Source organism: Enterococcus cecorum, assembly GCF_052119425.1.
Taxonomy (GTDB): Bacteria; Bacillota; Bacilli; order Lactobacillales; family Enterococcaceae; genus Enterococcus_E; species Enterococcus_E cecorum_C.
The window spans coordinates 1-22834 of the sequence record NZ_JBQKFH010000038.1 but is presented as its reverse complement, the minus strand read 5'-3'; the positions used below and the strand labels follow the sequence as shown (position 1 = coordinate 22834).

The window sequence follows — 22834 nt, the reverse complement described above, 5'->3', positions numbered from 1 at the left end:
ATATAGGGGGAAAATCCTCTATATTTCATCCAAAAAATCCAAAAATCGAAGGCATCTTTCACGGGTGCCTTCGATTTTTGGATTCAAAAGGGACTAATGGGTCAGCCCCTTGCACGCTTAGCATCCTGTTTGACAAAAAGCGTCAATTGAAAAAGAAAATAAAAACAGGAGAGAAAGTCATCGAAAAAATAACTTTCTCTCCCATCGACTTAATTGCCAACAACACTAGTTGACAAAGAGCCATGTTGGTTCTATGATATTTAGTGTTGTTACTAAATGGCTGGTAGATACTCTATTTCTACCGTCTTCGTCAAAATATCAGAGTAGCTATAAGACACGCGTTCAAAAGCATTTTCCTCAGGATCTAAATCCACGACAAAAACTGCTGGATAAGTCTGTGTCAAAATCCCTTTACGCTTGCTTTGACGCTTACGACCTATCTGAACGACCACTTGAATCTGGCTACCAATATGTGCTTGAAGATCTTTTTTAATGCTGGCTACCGTTGCTGTCATCGCATTCACCTCGAGCTCCATTGTAACACAAATAGATAAAATAATCAATATTACCACGTTCAAATTCAAATTTCAACTAAGAATATTAGAAAATGAAAGAGATTTAATGAAGAAAATGATGAATGCGGTTTAACGAAATCCTTGTTGGCAACTTAAGTTAAAAAGGTAGATATTTCACCCACTCACGCAAGAAATTCCCCCGCTGTAGATGAAAGGTCTGTTCCTTTAGCTTTTCGATTACTTTTAGATTGTAGTAAGTCTTCGGTATCTCTAAAAAGGTCTCATAACTATGGCATTTTTGATACACCTTCTCAGAATCCAAATCACGCTTGAGGATTGCTTGCCCGAGATACGCAAAATAGCCATATTTGATCAGTTTTTTTCGATTAAATTGCGTATCTAATTGACATTTGTTATTTGACAACTGGATACCATTTTGTGATAAATGATCAATGACTTTTGGATTCACCCAGATACTATAATCTTTATGCGACACTACCGAAATAAGCACTAAATCTCTGGTTATGACTGGAACGGAACAAAGACGTATTTTAAACATCTGGCTAAAAATTTCTTGCTGTTCTTTTCTAGTTAAGTAATAGTCTGCCGTAATCAATTGTGTAAAAAATAAATCTATACCTATACGAAGATAACTGACATACTTTTCAGATAGCAACACTGTATAAGATACACCTTGAATGGATAGCCCAATTACTGCCAGCATTTCTCCATCATCCTCTGAAAACGCACAGCCATTAATATAGAATCCGTTTACAATATTTTCAATAGACACACTTCTTTCAAGCCTATCCATTACCTTTGCCAAAGATAGCTGCTTTTCAACTTTCAATCGTTCATCTTTCATTTTTACCCCTAATATTCATTTGCTAAACTGCCAATCATTATAACGAAAATAACCGGAGTATTCAATACTTGTGAAACAAACAACTTTTCATTCCATAACAATACAATTCATTAGTAAACATTGAAAATACCTTGCCAATCCTTTATTATTTTTTTCTAAAAAATGCAATTCTGAAAATTCTTTAGACAAATAATCCCAACCCATACTACAATTTTCGGAAACAGGCTGATCAGAATTCAAATTATATATTGATACATATTTTTGATATAAGTAAATGCGACATAACAACTGACAACATCGCTCTTTTTGAATAATTCTCAGCGGATAGGTGTCTTCTAAATGGCTTAGTCTCTTTTCCAATTGCTTTTTATTTTGGACGTCAAGTACTAACTGCTCTAAGCCAATGATTTGTTTCAGTAAAAAGACTTTTCCTCTTGGTGATAATTGAAAATTCAAATGATAAGCCTCACTTTGTTCATATATCCGTGTCTCACCAAGTAAAATAGGATTGCTTTCAGGTTTGGAAATTAGAGATATCCATGCTCTAAGCCATTCTAACTGGTACCTATCACCTTCTACTTTCACAGAACCTTGATGCTTTAAAGAAATATGAAATGGATGCAACCATGTTTCAACCTGCTTTAATTTTCTTTTTAATGTAGATTTGCTGTAAAAATACTGGTGAATTAATTCATCATAGCTAAAAGAATCGCCGCTCAATAATTGAAAGAGTAGTTGAAACGCCAAATTATCGTATAATAAAACTTGAAATACACACCATGGATACAAATCATCATTTCCTTTATAACTAATTCCCTGGTTATCTATTTCCATAGTGTATTCAATAAGTGTGGCGTCACATAATAAAAAAAATTGTTGGATTACTTTTTTTCTTATCCCAGTTTCCTTACTTATTTCTTTATAACTTAAATATTGTTTTTGGGGTAATTTTTGTAAACTTTCGTATAATTTTAGCCTTTGTTTATTCAAAAAAATTTGAAACATATTTTCCTTTTAGCTAGATTCTACACCCAGCCTTCCTTTCATATATGTTTCCCCCATCTATATATAAAAACTAACATTTAAAAAAATATATAAATCAGGGAAATATAATTTTTTTTAATAACACATGATAATTCATACGACATATCTCAAATCCTTTATTCACTTTTTCTAATTTGGGTCAATTATCTAAATATCTTTTCCAATATTCATCTTAAACATATCACTTAAAATATAAAATAACATCACAATAAACCTATATATCATAGCGATTTTTTATTTATAATATTCTTACTATATTTTCTAAAGAGTTTATACATGTTTTTTATACAAAATATTCATTTTCTTGATTAACAACAATAATTCAACAAGATTTAAAGCTGTATTTTCCGACATCAAGATTATTAAATAAATGATTTTTATGACACAATTGATAAATAACATTATTTTAACCTTTACTTAGATAAAACAACCACACCCACAATCCACTGCTTTTATGTTACAATGAACTTATCTAACATCCGAGGTTATATGTATGAATACAAAAGAAAAAGTTTTATCTTACTTAAAAGCACATGAAGAAATTATCTCTGGTGAAAACTTGGCGCAAAAGATTGGCGTGTCTAGAACTGCGATTTGGAAGGCTATCCGTGAATTGGAAAAGCAGGGCTATCATATCGAACATCAAAAAACAGGCTATCGGTTATTAGCTAGCGATGTCATTGAAACAGCCGAACTGAGCAATCCTTATCTACCAGATAGCGCAATCTACTATAGCGAAAGTGTGGATTCGACCATGCATCAAGCCAAACAAGCCGCGATAAGTAAGCAAACTGATTTCGCCCTTTTTGTCGCGGAGGAGCAAACACAAGGACATGGCCGCTTTGGACGATCATTCTTTTCACCTAAAGGCCAAATCTATATGAGTCTCTTGCTTTCACCTAACCAACACTTTCAAGAATTGCCACAATATACCGTACTCTCTGCGGTGGCGGTCAGTCAGGCAATCGAGCAATTAACCGGTCTGAATACGCAAATCAAGTGGGTCAATGACATCTATATTGAAGGCAAAAAAGTCTGTGGCATCCTAACTGAAGCGATGAGTGATTTTGAAACCCAACGCATCAACCATGTCATTATCGGTATTGGGCTCAACTTTTGCATTGATCCGAGTCAGATTCCAGTAGAGTTACAGCCGAAGATTCGTGCCTTATATGAAAAAAATCCAGATATTACCCGTAATGAATTGATTCAGTTAATCTGGCAAAATTTCTTTGATTTAATCGCTGCCCTACCTAGTCAAGATTATCTCAAAATCTACCGCGAGAAGTCTTATGTCCTAGGTAAAATCGTCCACTTTAGTCAAAATGGGCAAAATTATAGTGGAAAAGCCTGTGCCATTACCGACCAGGGCGAATTAGTCGTCAATTGTAACGGACAGGAAATGGTGCTATCCTCTGGGGAAATTAGCCTCAGCCAAATCGAAAATTAACTGGCCAAAAAGCCGCTCACCCAACCATTGGATGAACGGCTTTTTTTGACTAGAAGAATCGCTTATCATTAAACTTTAGAAGTACGGTGTAAAGACATTCGGTAGATACTTGGTGCTACAGCATAAAGCAATAATAATACAGCAATCGCCGCTGCACCAGAAGCTAAGGCGCTAATGCCATTCATTACAATAGAATAAATCCATGGGTTCATTCCTTTTGGTGCATAGGCTCCCCAGAAAATCCCACCAGCAATAAAATGCCAGAAGAAACGAGCAAATACCCCAACTAATGAGGCTTCGATGATAACTAAGCGTGCTTTATTGTCCTTATGATTGTCCAAAGCATCCATCATTGAATCATGACAAATACCTGCAAAACCGACACAAGTAAAGGCAACAGGGTACTCAATGAAACCTTGAATTGGTGTCAAAATACCTGAGGCCGCTGCACCTGTAACAAAGTAAAGCATCGCCCAGATAAAGCTAGCATACAAAGCCGGCTTTAATCCTCGACGTAACGCAAATAAGGTCATCGGAATTTGGCCCAAACTTAAGGTGAAACTTGGCCCAATGTTCAATGGTACAAAGTGTAACGCCATCGCCAAAGCTGCCATAATCACACCTTCTAACAATATTTCTGTCCTTTTATTCATACAAAAAAACTCCTCCTTTAGAATCATCACAATTCACAAAGGAGAAGTTGTCGCTCTTCTCATGCTTCACAATTCCTACGCTCGCATAACCGATACAGGTACGAAGGGTTTAGAGTTTCCTCAATCTCAGCCAAATTGGCTCCCCTTTGTGAGTGGATTCTATTTAATTTTTGTTACATCTCTATCATAACACAAAAAATCTAAAGCACAAGTAAAGCACTTATATTTTTTGTGAAATTTGAAAAATAAAAGGCCACTCAGTAACTATAATGACTGATACTCTTTCACAAAAACTTTTGACTGACAATCCTCACAAATTATTTTTGCCTTTTGATAGGCTAATGCTTTGAGGGGCATGTCTTGGGCTTCGATTATCTTAGGTGGAAATTGCCATTTGGTCCAACACACCTCATAAGCTTGGATTTGCTTTTTACAAATATCACAATGAAAAGTCTTCGTTTGTTCTTGATACATACTACCCACTCCTCGTTAGGTATTATTTTGACCATAGTCTAGCACTACAAGATGGCTCGTACAAGATATTTTACGTTCTTTCATTTTCCTTTTGACTTTAACGCAACCGGTTGCTATAATAAAGACAAATAATACGAAAAGAGGATGAACCATGAAAAAAGGTTTTGTATTTGATTTAGATGGTGTGATTACCGATACTGCAAAATTCCACTATATCGCTTGGAAAGAATTAGGCCATGAATTAGGCATCGAGATTGATTTACAATTTAATGAGCAACTGAAAGGAATCAGTCGCATGGATTCACTTGAACGAATCTTAATCCATGGTGGTCGCGAAAATGATTTTACTGCTGAACAAAAAGAAGCATTAGCCGCAAAGAAAAATCAACATTATGTGACTTTACTACAAAAATTAACACCTGAAGATTTATTACCTGGTGTGAAAGACTTTTTAGACCAAGCTCAAGCGCTAGGTATTCCTTGTGCGATTGCTTCAGCTTCTAAAAATGCCCCATTTATCCTAGAAAAATTAGGTGTCATTGATGAATTTGATGCCATTGTCGATCCTGCAACCTTGACAAAAGGCAAACCAGATCCTGAAATCTTTGTCAAAGCGTGTGAATTAATCCATGTGGCTCCAGGAGATGCAATCGGTTTCGAAGATGCACAAGCTGGAATCCAAGGTATCAAAGGGGCTGGCATGTATGCAGTCGGTGTCTCTACCGGTGAAGCCTTAGATGGTGCAGATAAAATCATCACTCACTTTACTGAAATTACAGCAAAAGAATTAAGCGAATTATAAACACGCATTCCCATGAGACTGTCTCGAACAGCTTCATGGGATTTTTATTTGCGGTAGTTTTTCTGTGCGATATTTAGACTATGCATGGCCTCTTGAATCACCAAAAAACGCTCATTGACTTGCTAGAACCATTCATGATTTTGCTTTAAATAGCGTTTACTATTAGCCAATTTATGCGCATAATGCAAAAAGACTTCAATCTCAGAAAGCAATTCAGCTAACTTTCCTTCATTGATTCTAATAATAGATTCTTCTTTTTCATCATTCGGTCATACGCATTTTTCACCTTTTTCTCTGGCTGCTGCATCATTTGCGCAATTTCTTGGATACTCTTGCCTGTCTGTAGCTCTTTGAAAACTGTCAACTCTAATTGTGATAAACTGAGCAACAAAGTCTTTAATAACTCTTTACTGATTACTTCATCTACTGGTGTCTGCTGATTCACAAACCGAACGTTATAATCACTCGCCTCTTCTTCTATGAGATCCCAACTGACTTTATCAATATTACTAGTTCTTTTATAGGCGTTTTGATAACGGATGACACTATTGAGGTGATTGCGCAAAACCTTATTATAGTAGCTCGCAAAAGTAATATTTAGTTGGTGGTTATAGGTTCGATATGATTCAACAAAGGCAATCCAAGCCTCTTGTTCGATATCCTCCTTATCATAATCCACAAAATAATACTTGCGCCGATAACGATTTAATAAAGGACGAAAACGAGCAAACTGATTGGCAAGCTCGGTATCACTCATCGCTTCGATTTTTTTTAGTGGTTTCAGCATCCTCACACCTTTCCTATCCCCCCCGTCTATCCTAACACATTTTCGAAAGCGTTTTTCTCATTTAAGTGTTCAATTTTTGCCAGTAAATCAAAAAAATACGAATCTACCACCAAAAACGGCGGTAAATTCGTATCGTAATATCTTTTTATACTCATTTTTCCTTCGCATGTTTGCTTAATTCTGCTAGTTTTTGCGCAAGTTTGGCAAGTTGATCTTCATTCCAAGGTGAGTTGCGGCGGTAATCTTGGTAATGAATTTCTTGTTGGTGCTGATGGATTTGTTTTTCGACCTTTTGCACTGATTTGTATAATTCATGGGCCGAAGTTCTCAGCGCGCCTTGTGAGAAAATGACCCACTGTTCCGCTAAGTCACTCGTGGCTACGGTTACTTGCGTTAATAAGTTATTTAATTGACCGGCTGTGCGTTCGATGTAGCTATCTGCGGTCTCGCCTTCTTGGGTGAAAATCACTTCAAGTTGGTATTTTTCATAGCTTTGGGTAATGCCTGGAACGAGTTGCGCATCAAAGACCACCATGATTTGAATTCCTTCATATTTGGCATAGTTAGACAAGCGGTTCAACAAGTCTTCGCGGGCTTCTTCTAAACGGTCTTGTTTCTTTAAGACGGCTAGTTCTGGCCAAGCACCAATCATATTATACCCATCGACAATCAATAATTGTTTTTTCATCATTTATCCTCGCTTAAAGAAGGCTTCATACATTAAGAGACTCGCAGCGACACTGGCATTGAGACTTTGCACATGACCCGTCATCGGTATCGTCAACATTTGATCGACTTCTTTTTTCAATCCGGGGGCCATCCCTTTGCCTTCATTGCCAATGATTAGCGCCACCGAACCAGAAGCATTCCAATCCCGATAATTCACGCCTTGCATATCGGTCCCAAAAATCCAAAATCCTTGCTCTTTTAATTGGCTAATGGTCTGTTGAAGATTAGTCACGCGGGCGATTGGCACATGTTCGACGGCCCCAGTTGAAGTCTTGACCACAATCGGTGTGATACCAACGGCGCGGTGTTTCGGAATAATCACGCCATCCACGCCAGTCGCATCAGCCGTTCTAAGAATAGAGCCAAAGTTATGCGGATCTTCTAAGCTGTCTAAAATTAAGAAAAATGGATTTTCCTTTGTTTGGTCCAGTAATTGCGCTAAAGAAAGATATTCATAAGGCGTAATGGTTAATACGACCCCTTGATGGACCGCTTGATTGCTTAGACTATCGAGTTTGGCTTTAGGTACCCATTTGATCGGTAGGTGTTGGGCTGCGGCTAAGTCTTTTAATTGTTGGACCTTTTCGCCTTTGAGACTGTCTTGGATAAATAGCTTGTTGCCGCGACCTTGCTGGATAGCCTCAAGAGTAGCATGCATTCCAAAAACAAATTCATCGCTGGCGAGTCCTTGATTTTCACTTGGTTGGCGTTTTACTTTTTCCGTTCTTTTTTGATATGGATTTCGTTTTTTATTTGGTTTCGTCATGATTCGCCTCCTGTTTTTCTAATACACCATTGGATGAGTTCTTCCATTCGCTCTATTTGCTTGGTTAAATACAGATAGCCCATCAATGCTTCAAACCCCGTCGAGATGCGGTAAGTTAAGATATCGGCATTTTTTGCACTGGTATGACTCTTGCTGTTGCGCCCCCGACGATAGAAATCGACTTCTTTTTCGGTCAACAGTTCAGCATCTAGCATGGCTTGCATCAACTTTGCCTGCGCTTTAGCCGAAACGTATTTAGTCGCAGTATGGTGCAACTGATTGGGACGCGTCTTTCCTTGATTTAATAAGTACTCGCGGATATACACCTCATAAATCGCATCGCCCATATACGCCAAAGCCAGGCCGTTTAATTGTTCAAAATCTTTCATTAGCCTTTTCTCCATCTCGTTCCTTGGGCAGTATCTTCTAAAATAATGCCTTGTGCTTTGAGCAAATCGCGAATTTCATCACTACGGGCAAAGTTGCGTTCTTTCCGTGCTTGATTGCGTTCTTCAATTAATTTTTCGATTTCATCATCTAATAATTCTTGGTTAAATTCAATACCAAAAACGCCTAACCACCCCTGTAATTGTTGGATTGCTTGTTGGAGTACTGGTTTTGAAACTTCTTCATTATTCGCATAAACGTTCAACCACTTAGCCAATTCATAGGCCACAGTGATTCCATTGGCGGCATTGAAGTCATCGTCCATTTCAGTAACAAATTGATCTTCTAATTTCGCTAGTTCATCTAAATGAATGGCATCGTTAGCTAGTTCATCTTTCGCATTATCTAATCTAAATTGCGCATTTTCCAAGGCTGTTTTTAGTTTTTGTAAGTTATTTTCTGCTTCTTGTAATGTTTTTTCACTATAGCAGATTGGACGACGGTATTGGGTAGTCGCCATGAAGAAGCGCAGTACTTGTGGATCAATTTCTTGAATAATCTCATGAACCGTCACAAAGTTGCCAAGCGATTTACTCATTTTTTCTTGCGTTTCGCCAACGGTCACAAACCCATTATGCATCCAATAATTTGCAAAAGGATGGCCAGTCTTCGCTTCACTTTGGGCAATTTCATTTTCATGGTGTGGAAATTCCAAATCTTGGCCGCCCCCGTGAATATCGATGGTATCACCTAAATGCTTGGTCGCCATTACAGAACATTCGATATGCCAACCAGGACGACCTTGCCCCCATGGTGAATCCCAAGAAATTTCGCCTTCTTTGGCTTTTTTCCATAACGCAAAGTCAAGTGGATCTTCTTTTTGGGCTTGTTCACTACCGGTACGTTGACTAGCACCGATTTCTAATTCATCGATGGATTGGTCACTTAATTTTCCATAGTCTTTGAATTTGCGGGTGCGGTAATACACATCGCCATTCGATTCATAAGCATAGCCTTTTTCTACCAACACTTGCACAAAATCAATAATATCTTCAATGTGATCCATAACGCGTGGATTCAAGGTTGCTTCTTTGATATTTAGCGCATGAGTATCGGCTTTGAAGGCATCGATAAAGCGTTGGGCCACTTCAGGTGCAGTGATTTGCATTTCTTTGGCTGCTTTAATAATTTTATCGTCCACATCGGTAAAATTGGATACATAATTGACTTCATAACCGCGATATTCAAAATAACGGCGAATCGTATCAAAAGCGATACTGCTGCGGGCGTTTCCGATATGAATGTAATTATAAACGGTTGGACCGCAGACATACATCTTGACCTTGCCAGCTTCTATTGGTTTAAACGTTTCTTTTTGTCTCGTTAATGTGTTATATATTTTAATCATGAGCTACCTTCTTTCCATTTAATCGAACTATTTTGGCTGGTGCACCAACCGCGGTGGCATTGGCTGGAATATCTTGTAAAACGACTGATGAAGCACCGATTTTACTATTTTCACCAATCACGACGGGGCCTAAAATTTGCGCATGGGCAGATATCAATGCACCATCCTTGACCGTTGGATGTCGTTTCCCACAGTCTTTACCCGTACCGCCAAGTGTGACTCCGTGAAAGAGCGTCACATTATCGCCGACTTCTGCTGTTTCACCGATTACTACGCCCATGCCGTGATCGATAAATACGCCTTTGCCAATGACAGCACCAGGATGAATTTCGATTCCGGTAAAAAAGCGTGTCATCTGAGCATGCATACGGGCTAATAGATAAAGATGGTGACGGTATAAGAAGTGTTCCCACCGATGCCAAAATAACGCATGAAATCCTGGATAAGTCAGGACAATTTCCAAAGTAGTACGCGCAGCAGGATCATTACGCTTGGTTGCGGCAATCGCTTCTTTCATCCATCCCATAGAATCCCTTCTTTCTTTTATTTTTTCAACTATTTTATGTATCTCTTCTTCATGAAACGCGACAACAAACAAGGAGCTAAAAAAATAACATTCCGCTCGTGGCTGATTGAGTCGCCTCACATCCTTGGTGTAATCTGTGTTCGGTAGCTAGACATTTTGAAAATTCGCCCTCCCGCTTGTGAAAATCTCCTTTCATCCGATTTTCTCAGCGGTAGGTAAGCACACGAATTTTCTCATGTCTGAGCAAGCTACCTCACATCCTTGTTTTAATCTGTGTTCAGCGGGTAGCTCCTGTGCATCTAAGCCGGCCTGTCTAGGAAAATCTTAAGATATAATGGATTTTCCTGACATCCCGGAAACCTTAGCTGCTTGGAGCTGACCGACCCGCTTCACATCCTTATAATTAAATAAGCGTCTTTTAACCGTTTTGTTTGGTTAAAAGACGCTTGTTTGGCGTGGTTCCACTTTTATTCACAGAAATTTTCTGCCTTAAATAGATAACGGTCTATTTTACCGTTTTTAGTTTGGGCTAAAACCACTCCCAGGTGCATTTCATCTGCTTGTTTGATTGCTTCCACCAACCGCAACCTCTCTTTAAAACGCTACAGATTACTTCGCCTGTTCTTCGTGTTTGAGATTATAAGACTTGATTTAAATGATTTAAGGCTTTTTCTTTACCTAATAAAGCCACAGTGTCTGGTAATTCTGGTCCGTGCATTTGTCCAGAAACAGCGACACGAATTGGCATGAATAAGTTCTTACCTTTGACGCCAGTTTCTTTTTGGACGGCTTTGATAGCTGCGCGAACATTGTCACTTGTTACTTCTTCCATCGCTTCTAATTGTGCTTTGAAGGCGGCTAAGACAGTTGGGACTGTTTCACCTGCTAGCACTTCTTTTGCTGCCTCATCTAAAACAGGGTGTTCGATGAAGAATAATTCAGAAACTTCCACGATTTGGGCTGCATAGCTCATTTGTGGTTGATATAAAGCGACTAATTGTTTCACCCAAGCTAAATCTTCAGCTGATAGCTCTTCTTTAATACGGCCAGCTTTTTGCAAGAATGGAACACACATTTCAGTTAAACGGTCAAGATCCATTTTCTTCATGTATTGGTTGTTAATCCATTCTAATTTCTTCGCATCAAAAGCCGCTGGTGACTTACTCAAACGATTTGGATCAAACATTTCGATTAATTGTTCTTGGCTAAAGATTTCGTCTTCGCCCACTGGAGACCAACCTAAAAGCGCGATAAAGTTAAACATCGCTTCTGGTAGGTAACCTAAATCACGATATTGTTCGATAAATTGTAGAATTGTTTCGTCACGTTTACTTAATTTTTTACCGGTTTCGCTATTGATGATGAGTGTCATATGACCGAATTTTGGTGGTTTCCAACCAAATGCTTCGTAAATCATCAATTGTTTTGGTGTGTTGGCAATATGGTCATCGCCACGTAATACATGTGTGATGCCCATCATGTGATCATCGACTGCCACGGCAAAGTTATAAGTTGGCATGCCATCACGTTTTTGAATAACAAAATCGCCACCAACATTGTCTGATTCAAAGACGATTTCACCTTTTACGATATCATCAAAACGGTATTCACGATTTTTTGGTACACGGAAACGAATCACTGGTTTGATGCCTTGTGCTTCTTTTTGCGCTTGTTCTTCTGGTGTTAAGTGTGCACAAGTGCCAGCATAGCGAGGGATTTCGCCGCGTGCACGTTGAGCTTCACGTTCAGCTTCTAGCTCTTCTTCCGTACAATAGCATTTGTAAGCCAAGTTGCTAGCAAGTAGTTGGTCAATTAAAGGTTGATAGATTTCTTTACGCTCAGATTGACGGTAAGGACCTACTTTCCCTGGTTTTTGAGCAGACTCATCCCAGTTCATTCCTAACCAGTCTAAGTTTTCTAATTGGCTCTTTTCTCCATCCGCGATATTGCGTTTTAAATCTGTGTCTTCAATACGGATAATGAAGTCGCCGCCATTGTGACGTGCATACAGATAGTTAAATAACGCAGTACGAGCATTCCCAATGTGTAGATGCCCAGTTGGACTTGGAGCATATCTTACGCGTATTTTTGACATATTCTGTTCATCCTTTACAAAAATTTTTATACAAGTTTCAATTTAGTATACAGCTAAAATTGTACCCCCAAACGTGAAAATAGTAAAGTGAAAATTACGAGAAATGGCGCTCGTTTTCATGGTTTGTTGCAAGTTTCATGTATAACAATGGATAAGGCTGCCCCTCTTCGTCTAGGTCGGTGCGCTTATAGGTTACAAAGCCAAGATGTTCATAAAAACCAATTGCCTGTGGGTTTTGTTCATTAACGGTTAATTCCTTGACGGCAAAGTTTTTTATCGCATACCTTAGCAACTGTTTGCCGATGCCTTGACCGCGCGCATTGACTTGAATAAACAACATTTCCAAACGCTGATCTGCAACACCGATAAAACCGAGTAGTTCCCCTTTTTCGGATAATGCAATACAAAGGTGCTGCACATGTTCTACAGCTTGAGGGACATATTGTTTAATGTTTTGAATTGCTTCTTTCGTTAAAAAAGTATGCGTAACCTTCACATTTGCCTCCCATAATTGAACAATGGGTTGAAGGTACGTATCACGCTGGTCTAGTTCAAATATTTGTATGCTCATGATTCCTTTTCATTTTTTGTGATGTCTTAGTGCGTATCGATTGTTTTAATTGTTCCACGTGAAACATTTTAGATAATATAAGCTAGCACAAAAAAGAGAACAGCCAGTAACAGTGCCAAAATAGCTGTTTGCTTCCTGCGCTGTTGCTGAAGTTGGGCCGGCATGTTTTCATTCACGAGTAATGCCAATTGCGTTTGATGGAAAATACCGATGCGCATGGCTAAGATAAGTGCTAAAACACCAAAAGCCAGGAAAAAACCGGCGATTGGGAGAACCTGCATCAATTGTAGGATGATTAGCAGTACTATCATGCATACATAGCAAAGTTTTTCTATCATGACTAAGACTTCTTTCGTAAAAGCTTTGTATCTATCCTATCATTTTTATGCACTTTTTCCAATCATTATCCAAAACAAGTATGTGTCAATATTTTTACGATTTTTTCCTTGTTATATTTTTGATTTTCACTTTCACAACAACCCTTCGTTATTGTGAAAAAAATAGCAATAGATACAAAGAAATGTTATAATTAAACAAAAATATAAAGGTGAGGTGAACTATAATGCAGCGTTCTGATATACAGAGGATGGCTCATGATATTTTAGAAAAACGGGTGCTTGAAAATAGCTATATCGAATATAAGAAATCAGCTCACTTTAAAGATAAAATCTTAAAAACAGCATGTGCTTTTGCAAACAATTACATGAATAATGAGATTGGACTGATTTTTATTGGTGTAGAGGAAGTGGATGATAAAGAAACAAAAGAAAAGGCAATCCCAAAGCGTCCAATCTCCGGCATTAAAGAAGCAATGATTGAGAGTATTGAAAATCAGCTTAAATCATTACTTTCCTATATCACGCCTAAAATTAGCTATCAGCTTGTTCAAGATATGATTGATGATGAATACTATATTGTCATTGCTGTTGAGCCAAGCGTAAAAGGACCATGTCAAACGACCGAGAAAGCTGAAAAGAATAAGGAGATTGGGCTTAAATCTGGAAGATATATTCGAGTTTCAAGAGATTCAAAGCTGCCCAATACTACAGAAGAATTTGAGCTATTAAAGAAATTTGCGAATTTTAATTTCAGTTCAAGTTTAAATAAAACAGCTACGCTTGATGATTTGAGCTATGAATATATGAAAGAATATCTTACTCTGACAGAAGCCAAAGAGGATCTTAGAAATCTTTCTAAATTAGAAATGGCAAAGGCATTAGGATTAATTGATGAAAGTGAATATGGTGGGTTTAGAGCAAAAAACTTTGCTGTTTTGATGTTTTGTGAAAAACCAAATCGCTTTATTCCCAATGCGCAAGTAGAAATCATTCGTGAAATTGATGGAACAGACAAGATGGAGAGAACAACATTCGATGCTCCAGTATGGTTACAAGCAAAGCAGATTGTTCGCTATTTTCAAGACAATATCATGCGTTCTTATACTTTACGTTATCCAGATCGCATGGAACATAAGATCATCTATAACTATCCTGTTTCAGCGTTTGAAGAATTAGCAACAAATGCTATTTTACACAAAGAGTACGATGAGAATGAATATGTTGGAATCTATGTTTATAAAGATAGAATCTCTTTTGTAAATCCCAACCGTCCACTTCCTCCGGTTACAATCGAGGCCTTGAATAAGGAGAGAAGTTTTGATAAAAGACAGTACCTGAATAAAGAATTAAAAGATATGTTTTATGCTTTAGATTTGATTGAATCATATGGTTCTGGAATCAGAAGGGCAAAAGAAGCCATGGAAGCCAATCTTTCCCCTGAAATTGTCTTTTTACCAAATGACGATTTAGGAAATTATACAAATGCAATTATTTATATTCAGCCTGAATTCTTAAAGGAGCATTTCTTGGCTAGTACTGGCCTAGAAACTGGCCTAGAAACTAGCCTAGAAATTGGAAAAGAAACTTCCATGAGTAAGCAAATTATTGACTTGATGAGTGCAAATCCTCATATTACAATCAAGGAACTCGCAGAAAGGATTGGATCTTCAATTAGTGGAGTGAAGTACAATATTAATCTTCTAAAAGAAAGGGGAAGAATCACCAGAAAAGGCTCAACTAAGTCGGGTGTTTGGATAGTGTTAAAATAAGAACCTTTAATCAGAATAAATAGTTGTGATAAAATGAAATCCTGAGCAGTTAATCGAAAAGTTAGCTGCTCTTTTCATAGAGAAAGAAGGTATAATGAGGCTTTAAAATTGTATTTGCTTCAAATCTGAACAATACTGAGTTTGAAATTGAATCATCTCTTCTTTCTCTTCTAGGAGATGCTTTAGTTTATCGTCATGACTATCAGACTGTTCCACCTTCTGTTACTTATCATTTAACTGATCTAGGAAAAGACTTGGTAGGTACAATGGGGGAACTGTTTGATTTTTGGAAAAAACATATGGAAAGCCAAAAATCAAAAGTTTGATAAAAAGAGGCTAGATGGAAATAAGCTAGAAAAATCTTATCCACTTATATCTCCCAAAGCTGCCTCACATTCCTAAGCGTAAAAAAAGCTATTTTTCTCTGTTTGATTGAGAGAAAAATAGCTTCTAACAAATACTTATCCCAGCACTTCTTTTAACGTAGGCGCCTTACTATCTTTTTCAGAAATTTGTTCGCGATTTTGTGCATCAATTGGAATTGGCCAACGAATATTTAAAGCTGCATCTAGTGGTGTAAGAGCGACACCCGACATTCCTGGCTGCCATTCGTTATCAAAGAAATACAAATATTCCGTATCTTCCAAAGCTTGGAATCCATTGCAAACACCTTGAGGGACAAAAACTTGCACACCTGGTTTTAAATCCACTGTCACAACTTCTCCCCTGGTTGGACTATCTAGTCGCGTATCTACATACACACCAAAAGCCGAACCAAAAGCGATAGTAACTAGTTTTGCCATTGCCTCACCATGTAGCCCACGAACAGCCCCTTTTTTCGTTCTAGTTAAATTAATCTGTTGCCAAGAAGAAAGTGTGTTAGGTAAAAAAGTTGTATATAAACTACCACGATATAATTCACGCACCGTTCCTCGATCATCAGTCACCGTTTTAGAACGAATAATCTTCAAACCAGCAATTTTAGATTCTTCCACCGTACAATCTTTCAATTCAAACATCTAATCACTCCAAATTTTTTTAAAATAGCTTCTATATTTTCATTTAGTTAATGCCGCGTCTTGAATGGGAAGGTTTGGCAAAAATCATGCGGCCAGCTGCCGTTTGTAAAGCAGAGGTGACCACCACTTCTAAGCGTTCATTCATATAATGTTGACCGTCTTCTACCACGACCATCGTACCATCATCAAGATAAGCGACCCCTTGTTGACGCTCGGTCCCGGCTTTGACCACTTGGACTTCCATCGTTTCTCCTGGAATCACGACAGGTTTGACCGCATTGGCTAATTCATTGATATTCAACACAGGGACATTTTGAAATTCTGAAACTTTATTTAAATTAAAATCATTGGTGACCACGATACCATCCAATAATTTTGCTAGCTTGATTAACTTGCTGTCAACTTCAGAAATCTCTTCAAAATCGCCCTCGTACATCTCAACGGCAATGTCTTCTTCTTTTTGTAAAGCATTTAAAATATCTAAGCCCCGGCGGCCACGCACTCGCTTCAAACTGTCTCCTGAATCCGCAATATATTGTAACTCATATAACACGAAATTAGGAATCAGCAAAACACCTTCTAAAAATCCAGATTTGGCAATATCGTAAATCCGACCATCAATAATCACACTCGTATCTAAAATCTTATACTTGTGGAAATGGTCTTCAATTTTACGATCAAGCATCTGTTGTTCCACTTTGTTTTCAGACTTTTTGGTCTTAATATTGAGTAACTTTTTCCACTCCTCAATTCGCGTCGTGCCGATACGAAAACCAAAATAACCAAAAATCACCATCAAAATAACTGGCATAAAACCTGTTACGAACGGAATATTCCAGTTATAAAGAGGAATGGACAAAATCGCCCCTAAAACCAGACCGATAATCGTACCAAGGGTGCCAAATAATAGGTACATCAAGCTGAATTCGCTCAGTTTTTTTTCAATTTTTAGAATTCCTGTTGCAATGCTGTCGGCTAATAATAATGATAAAATAAAGAAAATAATTGCTCCGATTAAGCCGTTAGTCACATTGTTATTCAACATCATATTCTTCTCTTGTTGTAATGCTTGCCAGGCATAAGGCAGTAAGGAAATCCCTAGTGTCGTTCCAGCAAGCACGAATAAAATATTAATAATTCGTCGCTGCATACTTTAATCTCCTTTGTTCAACTATTTTGCGGACACTCAGCATAAGCCAAGCATCCTTAGTCTAATCTGTGCTTGGTGGGGAGCTACGTTTGCATATAAGCCGCCTTGGCTGGAAAAGTCCTACATCCATCGCTCTTTTCCGCCAATTCGGAACTTATCTGCTCGTAGCTGACCGCCCCGCCAAGCATCCTTGGTGTAATCTGTGTTCGGTAGCTAGACATTTTGAAAATTCGCCCCGCCGATTAGGAAAATCTTTAATTCTGACTGATTTTCTCATCGGTGGGTAAACACGAATTTTCTCATGTCTGACCAAGCTACCTCACATCCTTATTCTTAGCCAAAGACTTTTTTCATCGTTTCAGCCAAAGTAGAAACACCGATAACTTCAATACCCGCTGGAATTTCTAAATTAGCTAAATTATTTTTAGGTACAAATACCCGTTTAAAGCCTAACTTTTGCACTTCTTTGATGCGTTGTTCGATGGCATTGACGCGTCTGATTTCCCCGGTCAAGCCAATTTCACCGATAAAACAATCCGTTGCCTGAGTGCCTTTTTCCTTGTAACTAGAGGCAATACTCACCGCAATGGCTAAATCGATTGCTGGCTCATTTAGCTTCACACCACCGGCTGCTTTTAAATAGGCATCTTGATTTTGCAATAACATTCCGGCACGCTTTTCCAAGACCGCCATAATTAAAGATCCCCGATTAAAGTCCAGACCTGTCGTGGTACGCTTGGCATTTCCAAACATGGTGGGTGTAATCAAAGCTTGAATCTCCACTAATAATGGGCGCGTTCCTTCCATCGTCACCACGATTGCCGAACCCGTCGCTCCTTGCAGACGTTCTTCTAAAAAGACTTGCGAAGGATTGATGACTTCATGTAAGCCGTCTTCATGCATCTCGAAAATGCCGATTTCATTGGTCGAACCGAAACGATTTTTCACCGCACGCAAAATTCTAAAGGACTGTTGGCGTTCTCCTTCAAAATACAACACGGTATCAACCATATGTTCTAACATTCTAGGACCTGCTAGTGCCCCTTCTTTTGTCACATGACCGACGATAAAAATAGCAATCTGATTACTCTTAGCAATGCGCATCAACTCAGCGGTGGTTTCGCGAACCTGACTGACACTCCCCGCCACAGAAGAAATGCTTGGCTGAATCATGGTTTGAATCGAATCAATAATCACATAATCAGGTGAAAGTTGTTCGATGGCTTGACGAATGGCCTCCATATCATTTTCCGCATAGACATAAAAGGACTCATGCAAGACCCCTAAACGTTCCGCACGCATCTTGATTTGCTCGGCACTTTCTTCCCCTGAGACGTACAAGACTTTCCCGTGGGCTTTGGTTAGCTGCTCAGACACTTGTAATAACAGTGTTGACTTGCCAATACCCGGATCGCCTCCTAGTAAAATCAAGGAACCTGGCACCACGCCGCCACCTAGCACGCGATTCAACTCACCAATTTCTGTTTGAACGCGCGGTGTTTTTTTCGGCACCACTTCGGTAATTTTGGTTGGTTGGCTCTTGATTCCGGTAAACGAAACGGCTTGACGGACATCGGTGGTATTTTCGATTTTGACTTCCATCATCGAGTTCCAACTATTACAATTCGGACATTTCCCTAAATAACGTGGGGAAATATAGCCACAATGTTGACACTCAAATTGTGTTTTTGCTTTTTTTGCCACTGAAATCCACCTTTACTCTTGATTAGAAGAACCAAATCCACCGGTGCGCGTACTCATCGTTTCATCTTGGTCGGCTTTTAAAAATGGTAGGAAAATCCCTTGACCGATGCGTTCTCCTTTTTTGATTGTCACATCTGTCACACCAAAATTCACAAATTGAAACATGATATGGCCTTCGTTGTCAGGATTGTTATAATAATCTGCATCAATGACCCCCACCCCGTTGGCCAATAACAAAAAGCGCTTCAACGGATTGCTAGAACGATTGGCCAGTTGTAAAAATTCATCTGTCTGCATATAAGCTTTAATCCCCGTTGGCACTAGGGTTGGTTTGAGTGTTTGTTGGGCTTTTTGAGCATCAAATAGTAAGTTTTTAATGGTCATCAAGCCAGCGCCACTTTTCCAAATGCTAGGAATCACTACATCTTCAGCCGCTTCAAAATCATAACCAGCAGCTTGATGGGTCGCCCGGACTGGTAAATGTAGGCCTTGGTCTTGATACTTTGTGATAATTTCAAATCCTCGCTTGCTAATCGTAAGGACCTCCTTTTAAATAATCATTGAATAAGTATATTTTAACATATCGGCGGCAATTTATCGCTAAAACGCTTCTATTTTTATGGATAATTTTAAATTTGTATAAAATTGCTCAAATGAATGGCGCATTTTTGGATAAAATGACAAGGCTTGATTGCAGATTGCTTTTTGATTGTATGACAATTAAAATGGAGAAAAAGACGAAAAAGGAGTATCAAAATGAATCCAAACGACAAGCTGATAGATAAGTATCATCTTTCTTTGCACGAATTGCGATTGTTGCTCAAAAAAAATCTTGTCACTTGGATTTATCAGGCTGGAAAGTTTGAAAATCTAAAAGCCACTCCTTTACAAATCAAACAAATCATCAAATATAATCGGGCAAAAGATGTCGCTATGGATGAAGTCCTCACCATCATTCATTTAAAACGCGGCTTTGAGTATGTGCTAAAAGCGACGGATGAACCTTTACTGGAAAAAGCAAAAAAATAAACGCAATTGTTGCTAGTGAAGATGCCTTATTTCCGGGACGAATTCGCAATGGAGGAGTCGAGGTCAGCACATTACAAGGAAAATATATCCCTAAATTGAAAGATGAAGCAACTATCCAATCTGATTTTCAAAAATTATTAGATAGCGATTATTCTATCACCGAAAAAGCCCTACGATTATTTCTGTATATGAGCAAAAATCAAATCTTTTGGGATGGAAATAAAGATGCGCACTGATTTCAGCCAATGCGTTGATGTACAAATATGGCGTGGGACTATTATCCATTCCTGAAGCTGATTTTATCACTTTCAATGAATATCTATCCAATTACTACCACAGCGACCAGGCTAGTCAAGAAAGACAGCTGCTTCGTTTTATGTATGATCATTGTATCTTTGGCATTGACTACCAATCTTAAATAAACGTATTTAGCAGATTCCTAATTGATTGGGTATCTGCTTTTTTTCAACAATTTGCAAAAAATGCATGACGAATGGGCGAATTTAGCGTAAAATGGATACAATCAATAATAAAGGAAAGATTACGAAATGATTCGAGAAAAGTTAAAAAATAGCAAGCGAATTGTCATTAAGATAGGAACAAGTTCACTGATTTATCCAAATGGCAATATTAATTTATCTAGTATTGATGCGTTGGCCTTTGTCTTAGCTGATTTGAGCAACCAAGGAAAAGAAGTCCTCCTCGTTACTTCTGGTGCGATTGGTGTCGGAATGAATCAGCTGCAGTTAAAGACGCGACCTAGCACGATTCCTGAGCAACAAGCCGTCGCCAGTCTCGGGCAAGCCACTTTGATGAATATTTACTCCCAACGTCTCGCAAGTTATGGCAAGTTAGCTGGCCAAGTCTTACTTACACGCGATGTGATTGAATACCCGGAAAGCCGCAAAAATGTTACCAACACCTTAGAACAACTTTTGCAGATGAAGATTATTCCGATTATCAATGAAAATGACACCGTTTCGGTCGATGAATTGGATCACTTGACGAAATTTGGCGATAATGACCAACTGTCTGCCATTGTCGCACAATTAACTCAAGCGGACCTATTAGTGATGCTATCAGATATTGATGGTTTTTACTCCGATAATCCAAACACCAATCCTGAGGCTACCTTGCACCACCATATCAGCGAAATCACGCCGGAAATCACCCAGCAAGCCGGTGGCAAGGGCAGTCAATTTGGCACAGGCGGTATGGCAAGTAAACTCAAAGCGGCCAAACGTATTTTAGACCATGATTTAGCCATGGTTTTAGCCAACGGAAAACAGCCGAAAATCATTTTTGACATTATTGAGGGTGCACCGATTGGAACATTATTTATGAAAAATAACTAATGAGGAGGAGATTTGATGACAGATATTCAAACGTTAGGACAAACCGCTAAAGCAAGCACCAGTCAACTCAGTCTGCTTTCGACCAAAACGAAAAATCAAATTTTAAACCAAATGGCTGAGGCACTGGAAGCAAACACCCAAAAAATCATCGCCGCGAACCAAAAAGACTTAGCCAAAGCCGATGATTACGGGATTAAAGAAACGATGAAGGACCGTTTGAGATTAGATGAAGCGCGTATTCATGAGATGGCTAACGGAATTCGCCAAGTTGCAACTTTACCCGATCCAATTGGCAATGTCGATAAAATGTGGCAAAATGCCGATGAACTCATGATTGGTGCCAAACGCGTGCCCCTAGGTGTGGTCGGCATGATATATGAATCTCGTCCAAATGTAACAACCGATGCGGCGAGTCTGTGCTTTAAAACGGGCAATGCGGTCATCTTGCGTGGAGGAAAAGAAGCCTTCTACTCTAATCAGTTATTGGTGGAAATCATGCAAGCAGTCTTAGCACAAAACGACATTCATCCTGGGGCGATTCAGTTTGTGGATGATATCTCTCGGGAAGTCGTACAAGAGATGATGCGCCTCAATGACTATCTAGATGTCTTAATTCCACGTGGGGGCGCTGGTCTGATTCAAAACGTGAAAAACCATGCGACGGTCCCTGTAATTGAAACGGGAACTGGGAATAATCACGTTTACATTGATAAAGATGCGAACTTGGAGATGGCGGTGAAGATTACCATGAACGCGAAAACACAACGTCCATCCGTATGTAATGCGATTGAAACTTTATTGGTCCACAAAGATGTCGCACCAGAAGTCTTACCTATTTTGGAAAAAGAATTATTAGCAAAAAATGTCGAAATTCGTGCCGACCAAAAAGCCCTCGCCTACCTCACACAAGCTAGTGAAGCGACCCAAACGGATTGGGAAACTGAATTTTTGGACTATATTTTAGCCATTAAGGTAGTCGATTCTCTTGAAGAAGCAATCAGCCATATCAACCAATACAACACCAAGCACTCTGAAGCCATTGTGACTGAAAATTATAGTGCCGCTCAAAAATTCTTAAATGAAGTCGATGCTGCGGCGGTCTATGTCAATGCCTCTACCCGCTTTACAGATGGCTTTGTCTTTGGTTTTGGTGCGGAAATCGGTATCTCTACACAAAAACTTCACGCACGAGGACCCATGGGATTAGACGCACTTACCTCGATTAAATACATCATCTACGGTCAAGGTCAAGTGAGAAATTAAGCATAAAAAAGAGGGTTGTCAAAATGAGGTGACCCCAAAAAGTTAGACTTTTTTACGAGACGACTCCGGTCGTCTCGTTTTCATTATGCAGCTAAAAGATGGAGCCTATATTGAACAGGACTCATCCATCCTAAC

At 38.9% G+C, this 22834-nt stretch carries 27 protein-coding genes, 1 riboswitch and 1 other annotated feature; of the genes, 9 read left to right on the top strand and 18 right to left on the bottom strand.

Annotated elements, in window-relative coordinates:
* The coding region (locus tag ACTQZM_RS09640; RefSeq protein ID WP_441653630.1) for a hypothetical protein at nucleotides 1-233 on the top strand (233 nt) is incomplete at its 5' end.
* 39 nt (nucleotides 234-272) lie between these two features.
* On the opposite strand, the gene ACTQZM_RS09635 is transcribed toward ACTQZM_RS09640, so the two are convergent.
* From ACTQZM_RS09635 to ACTQZM_RS09625, 3 genes are all read right to left on the bottom strand, one after another.
* On the bottom strand, nucleotides 273-515 hold the full coding sequence (locus ACTQZM_RS09635) for a Veg family protein (RefSeq protein ID WP_016250406.1): 243 nt from the start codon (nucleotides 513-515) through the stop codon (nucleotides 273-275).
* Between the two features lie 157 nt (nucleotides 516-672).
* Nucleotides 673-1380, bottom strand: a complete 708-nt coding sequence (locus tag ACTQZM_RS09630) for a hypothetical protein (RefSeq protein ID WP_441653629.1) — start codon at nucleotides 1378-1380, stop codon at nucleotides 673-675.
* Between the two features lie 87 nt (nucleotides 1381-1467).
* Nucleotides 1468-2385, bottom strand: coding sequence for a helix-turn-helix domain-containing protein (locus ACTQZM_RS09625; protein WP_441653628.1), 918 nt, complete (start codon nucleotides 2383-2385; stop codon nucleotides 1468-1470).
* A gap of 532 nt (nucleotides 2386-2917) precedes the next feature.
* Here ACTQZM_RS09625 and ACTQZM_RS09620 point away from each other — a divergent pair.
* Nucleotides 2918-3874, top strand: a complete 957-nt coding sequence (locus tag ACTQZM_RS09620) for a biotin--[acetyl-CoA-carboxylase] ligase (protein WP_441653627.1) — start codon at nucleotides 2918-2920, stop codon at nucleotides 3872-3874.
* 68 nt (nucleotides 3875-3942) lie between these two features.
* Here ACTQZM_RS09620 and thiT read toward each other — a convergent pair whose 3' ends face one another.
* Nucleotides 3943-4527, bottom strand: coding sequence for an energy-coupled thiamine transporter ThiT (gene thiT / locus ACTQZM_RS09615; RefSeq protein ID WP_171300828.1), 585 nt, complete (start codon nucleotides 4525-4527; stop codon nucleotides 3943-3945).
* A gap of 55 nt (nucleotides 4528-4582) precedes the next feature.
* Nucleotides 4583-4683, bottom strand: a riboswitch (TPP riboswitch).
* Nucleotides 4684-4791: 108 nt separating this feature from the next.
* Complete coding sequence (locus ACTQZM_RS09610) at nucleotides 4792-5001, bottom strand: hypothetical protein (protein WP_441653626.1); 210 nt, start codon at nucleotides 4999-5001, stop codon at nucleotides 4792-4794.
* Nucleotides 5002-5152: 151 nt separating this feature from the next.
* Between ACTQZM_RS09610 and pgmB the strand changes: the two genes are divergently transcribed.
* The gene (gene pgmB / locus ACTQZM_RS09605) at nucleotides 5153-5803 is read left to right on the top strand and encodes a beta-phosphoglucomutase (protein WP_281955972.1); all 651 of its coding nucleotides are present in this window, start codon (nucleotides 5153-5155) and stop codon (nucleotides 5801-5803) included.
* A 217-nt stretch (nucleotides 5804-6020) separates the two neighbouring features.
* Here pgmB and ACTQZM_RS09600 read toward each other — a convergent pair whose 3' ends face one another.
* The 9 genes from ACTQZM_RS09600 to ACTQZM_RS09560 all read right to left on the bottom strand — a co-directional run bounded on the left by ACTQZM_RS09600 (nucleotide 6021) and on the right by ACTQZM_RS09560 (nucleotide 13410).
* Complete coding sequence (locus tag ACTQZM_RS09600; protein ID WP_441653625.1) at nucleotides 6021-6590, bottom strand: sigma-70 family RNA polymerase sigma factor; 570 nt, start codon at nucleotides 6588-6590, stop codon at nucleotides 6021-6023.
* 151 nt (nucleotides 6591-6741) lie between these two features.
* Nucleotides 6742-7278, bottom strand: coding sequence for an NYN domain-containing protein (locus tag ACTQZM_RS09595; RefSeq protein WP_441653624.1), 537 nt, complete (start codon nucleotides 7276-7278; stop codon nucleotides 6742-6744).
* A 3-nt stretch (nucleotides 7279-7281) separates the two neighbouring features.
* Nucleotides 7282-8085, bottom strand: a complete 804-nt coding sequence (gene rlmB, locus ACTQZM_RS09590) for a 23S rRNA (guanosine(2251)-2'-O)-methyltransferase RlmB (RefSeq protein ID WP_171300825.1) — start codon at nucleotides 8083-8085, stop codon at nucleotides 7282-7284.
* Nucleotides 8082-8474, bottom strand: coding sequence for a Mini-ribonuclease 3 (locus tag ACTQZM_RS09585; RefSeq protein WP_113784856.1), 393 nt, complete (start codon nucleotides 8472-8474; stop codon nucleotides 8082-8084). Before ACTQZM_RS09585 ends, rlmB begins: the two co-directional genes overlap by 4 nt.
* Nucleotides 8474-9880 (bottom strand): cysteine--tRNA ligase, encoded by a 1407-nt coding sequence (gene cysS / locus ACTQZM_RS09580; protein ID WP_441653623.1) that lies wholly within the window; start codon nucleotides 9878-9880, stop codon nucleotides 8474-8476. The genes ACTQZM_RS09585 and cysS overlap by 1 nt, the downstream gene beginning before the upstream one ends.
* Complete coding sequence (gene epsC / locus ACTQZM_RS09575; RefSeq protein WP_047338896.1) at nucleotides 9873-10406, bottom strand: serine O-acetyltransferase EpsC; 534 nt, start codon at nucleotides 10404-10406, stop codon at nucleotides 9873-9875. Before epsC ends, cysS begins: the two co-directional genes overlap by 8 nt.
* A gap of 435 nt (nucleotides 10407-10841) precedes the next feature.
* Nucleotides 10842-11041 (bottom strand) — a binding site (T-box leader).
* 2 nt (nucleotides 11042-11043) lie between these two features.
* Nucleotides 11044-12501 (bottom strand): glutamate--tRNA ligase, encoded by a 1458-nt coding sequence (gltX, locus tag ACTQZM_RS09570; protein ID WP_243192492.1) that lies wholly within the window; start codon nucleotides 12499-12501, stop codon nucleotides 11044-11046.
* A 94-nt stretch (nucleotides 12502-12595) separates the two neighbouring features.
* Entirely contained in the window at nucleotides 12596-13066 is a 471-nt protein-coding gene (locus tag ACTQZM_RS09565) for a GNAT family N-acetyltransferase (protein WP_441653633.1), read from the bottom strand.
* A 74-nt stretch (nucleotides 13067-13140) separates the two neighbouring features.
* Nucleotides 13141-13410 (bottom strand): hypothetical protein, encoded by a 270-nt coding sequence (locus tag ACTQZM_RS09560; protein ID WP_441653622.1) that lies wholly within the window; start codon nucleotides 13408-13410, stop codon nucleotides 13141-13143.
* Between the two features lie 224 nt (nucleotides 13411-13634).
* Between ACTQZM_RS09560 and ACTQZM_RS09555 the strand changes: the two genes are divergently transcribed.
* Both ACTQZM_RS09555 and ACTQZM_RS09550 read left to right on the top strand, forming a co-directional pair.
* On the top strand, nucleotides 13635-15179 hold the full coding sequence (locus ACTQZM_RS09555; RefSeq protein ID WP_441653621.1) for an RNA-binding domain-containing protein: 1545 nt from the start codon (nucleotides 13635-13637) through the stop codon (nucleotides 15177-15179).
* A gap of 107 nt (nucleotides 15180-15286) precedes the next feature.
* Complete coding sequence (locus ACTQZM_RS09550) at nucleotides 15287-15505, top strand: winged helix-turn-helix transcriptional regulator (RefSeq protein WP_441653632.1); 219 nt, start codon at nucleotides 15287-15289, stop codon at nucleotides 15503-15505.
* 135 nt (nucleotides 15506-15640) lie between these two features.
* On the opposite strand, the gene ACTQZM_RS09545 is transcribed toward ACTQZM_RS09550, so the two are convergent.
* The 4 genes from ACTQZM_RS09545 to ACTQZM_RS09530 all read right to left on the bottom strand — a co-directional run bounded on the left by ACTQZM_RS09545 (nucleotide 15641) and on the right by ACTQZM_RS09530 (nucleotide 19586).
* The gene (locus ACTQZM_RS09545) at nucleotides 15641-16198 is read right to left on the bottom strand and encodes a dTDP-4-dehydrorhamnose 3,5-epimerase family protein (protein ID WP_441653620.1); all 558 of its coding nucleotides are present in this window, start codon (nucleotides 16196-16198) and stop codon (nucleotides 15641-15643) included.
* 43 nt (nucleotides 16199-16241) lie between these two features.
* Entirely contained in the window at nucleotides 16242-17348 is a 1107-nt protein-coding gene (locus ACTQZM_RS09540) for a PIN/TRAM domain-containing protein (RefSeq protein ID WP_243198017.1), read from the bottom strand.
* A gap of 333 nt (nucleotides 17349-17681) precedes the next feature.
* On the bottom strand, nucleotides 17682-19052 hold the full coding sequence (radA, locus tag ACTQZM_RS09535) for a DNA repair protein RadA (RefSeq protein ID WP_441653619.1): 1371 nt from the start codon (nucleotides 19050-19052) through the stop codon (nucleotides 17682-17684).
* Nucleotides 19053-19064: 12 nt separating this feature from the next.
* Nucleotides 19065-19586, bottom strand: coding sequence for a dUTP pyrophosphatase (locus tag ACTQZM_RS09530; RefSeq protein ID WP_441653631.1), 522 nt, complete (start codon nucleotides 19584-19586; stop codon nucleotides 19065-19067).
* Nucleotides 19587-19808: 222 nt separating this feature from the next.
* Here ACTQZM_RS09530 and ACTQZM_RS09525 point away from each other — a divergent pair, with 222 nt between their 5' ends.
* The 4 genes from ACTQZM_RS09525 (at nucleotide 19809) to ACTQZM_RS09510 (ending at nucleotide 22699) form a co-directional block, all read left to right on the top strand.
* On the top strand, nucleotides 19809-20081 hold the full coding sequence (locus ACTQZM_RS09525; protein WP_441653618.1) for a hypothetical protein: 273 nt from the start codon (nucleotides 19809-19811) through the stop codon (nucleotides 20079-20081).
* 250 nt (nucleotides 20082-20331) lie between these two features.
* Nucleotides 20332-20499 (top strand): hypothetical protein, encoded by a 168-nt coding sequence (locus ACTQZM_RS09520; RefSeq protein ID WP_441653617.1) that lies wholly within the window; start codon nucleotides 20332-20334, stop codon nucleotides 20497-20499.
* A gap of 133 nt (nucleotides 20500-20632) precedes the next feature.
* Nucleotides 20633-21436 carry a glutamate 5-kinase gene (proB, locus tag ACTQZM_RS09515; protein WP_347709014.1) on the top strand — a complete coding sequence of 268 codons (804 nt, stop codon included), beginning with the start codon at nucleotides 20633-20635 and terminating at the stop codon, nucleotides 21434-21436.
* 15 nt (nucleotides 21437-21451) lie between these two features.
* A complete protein-coding gene (locus ACTQZM_RS09510) occupies nucleotides 21452-22699 on the top strand; it encodes a glutamate-5-semialdehyde dehydrogenase (RefSeq protein ID WP_441653616.1) in 1248 nt (415 codons plus the stop codon).
* The last annotated feature ends 135 nt before the right edge of the window (nucleotides 22700-22834 follow it).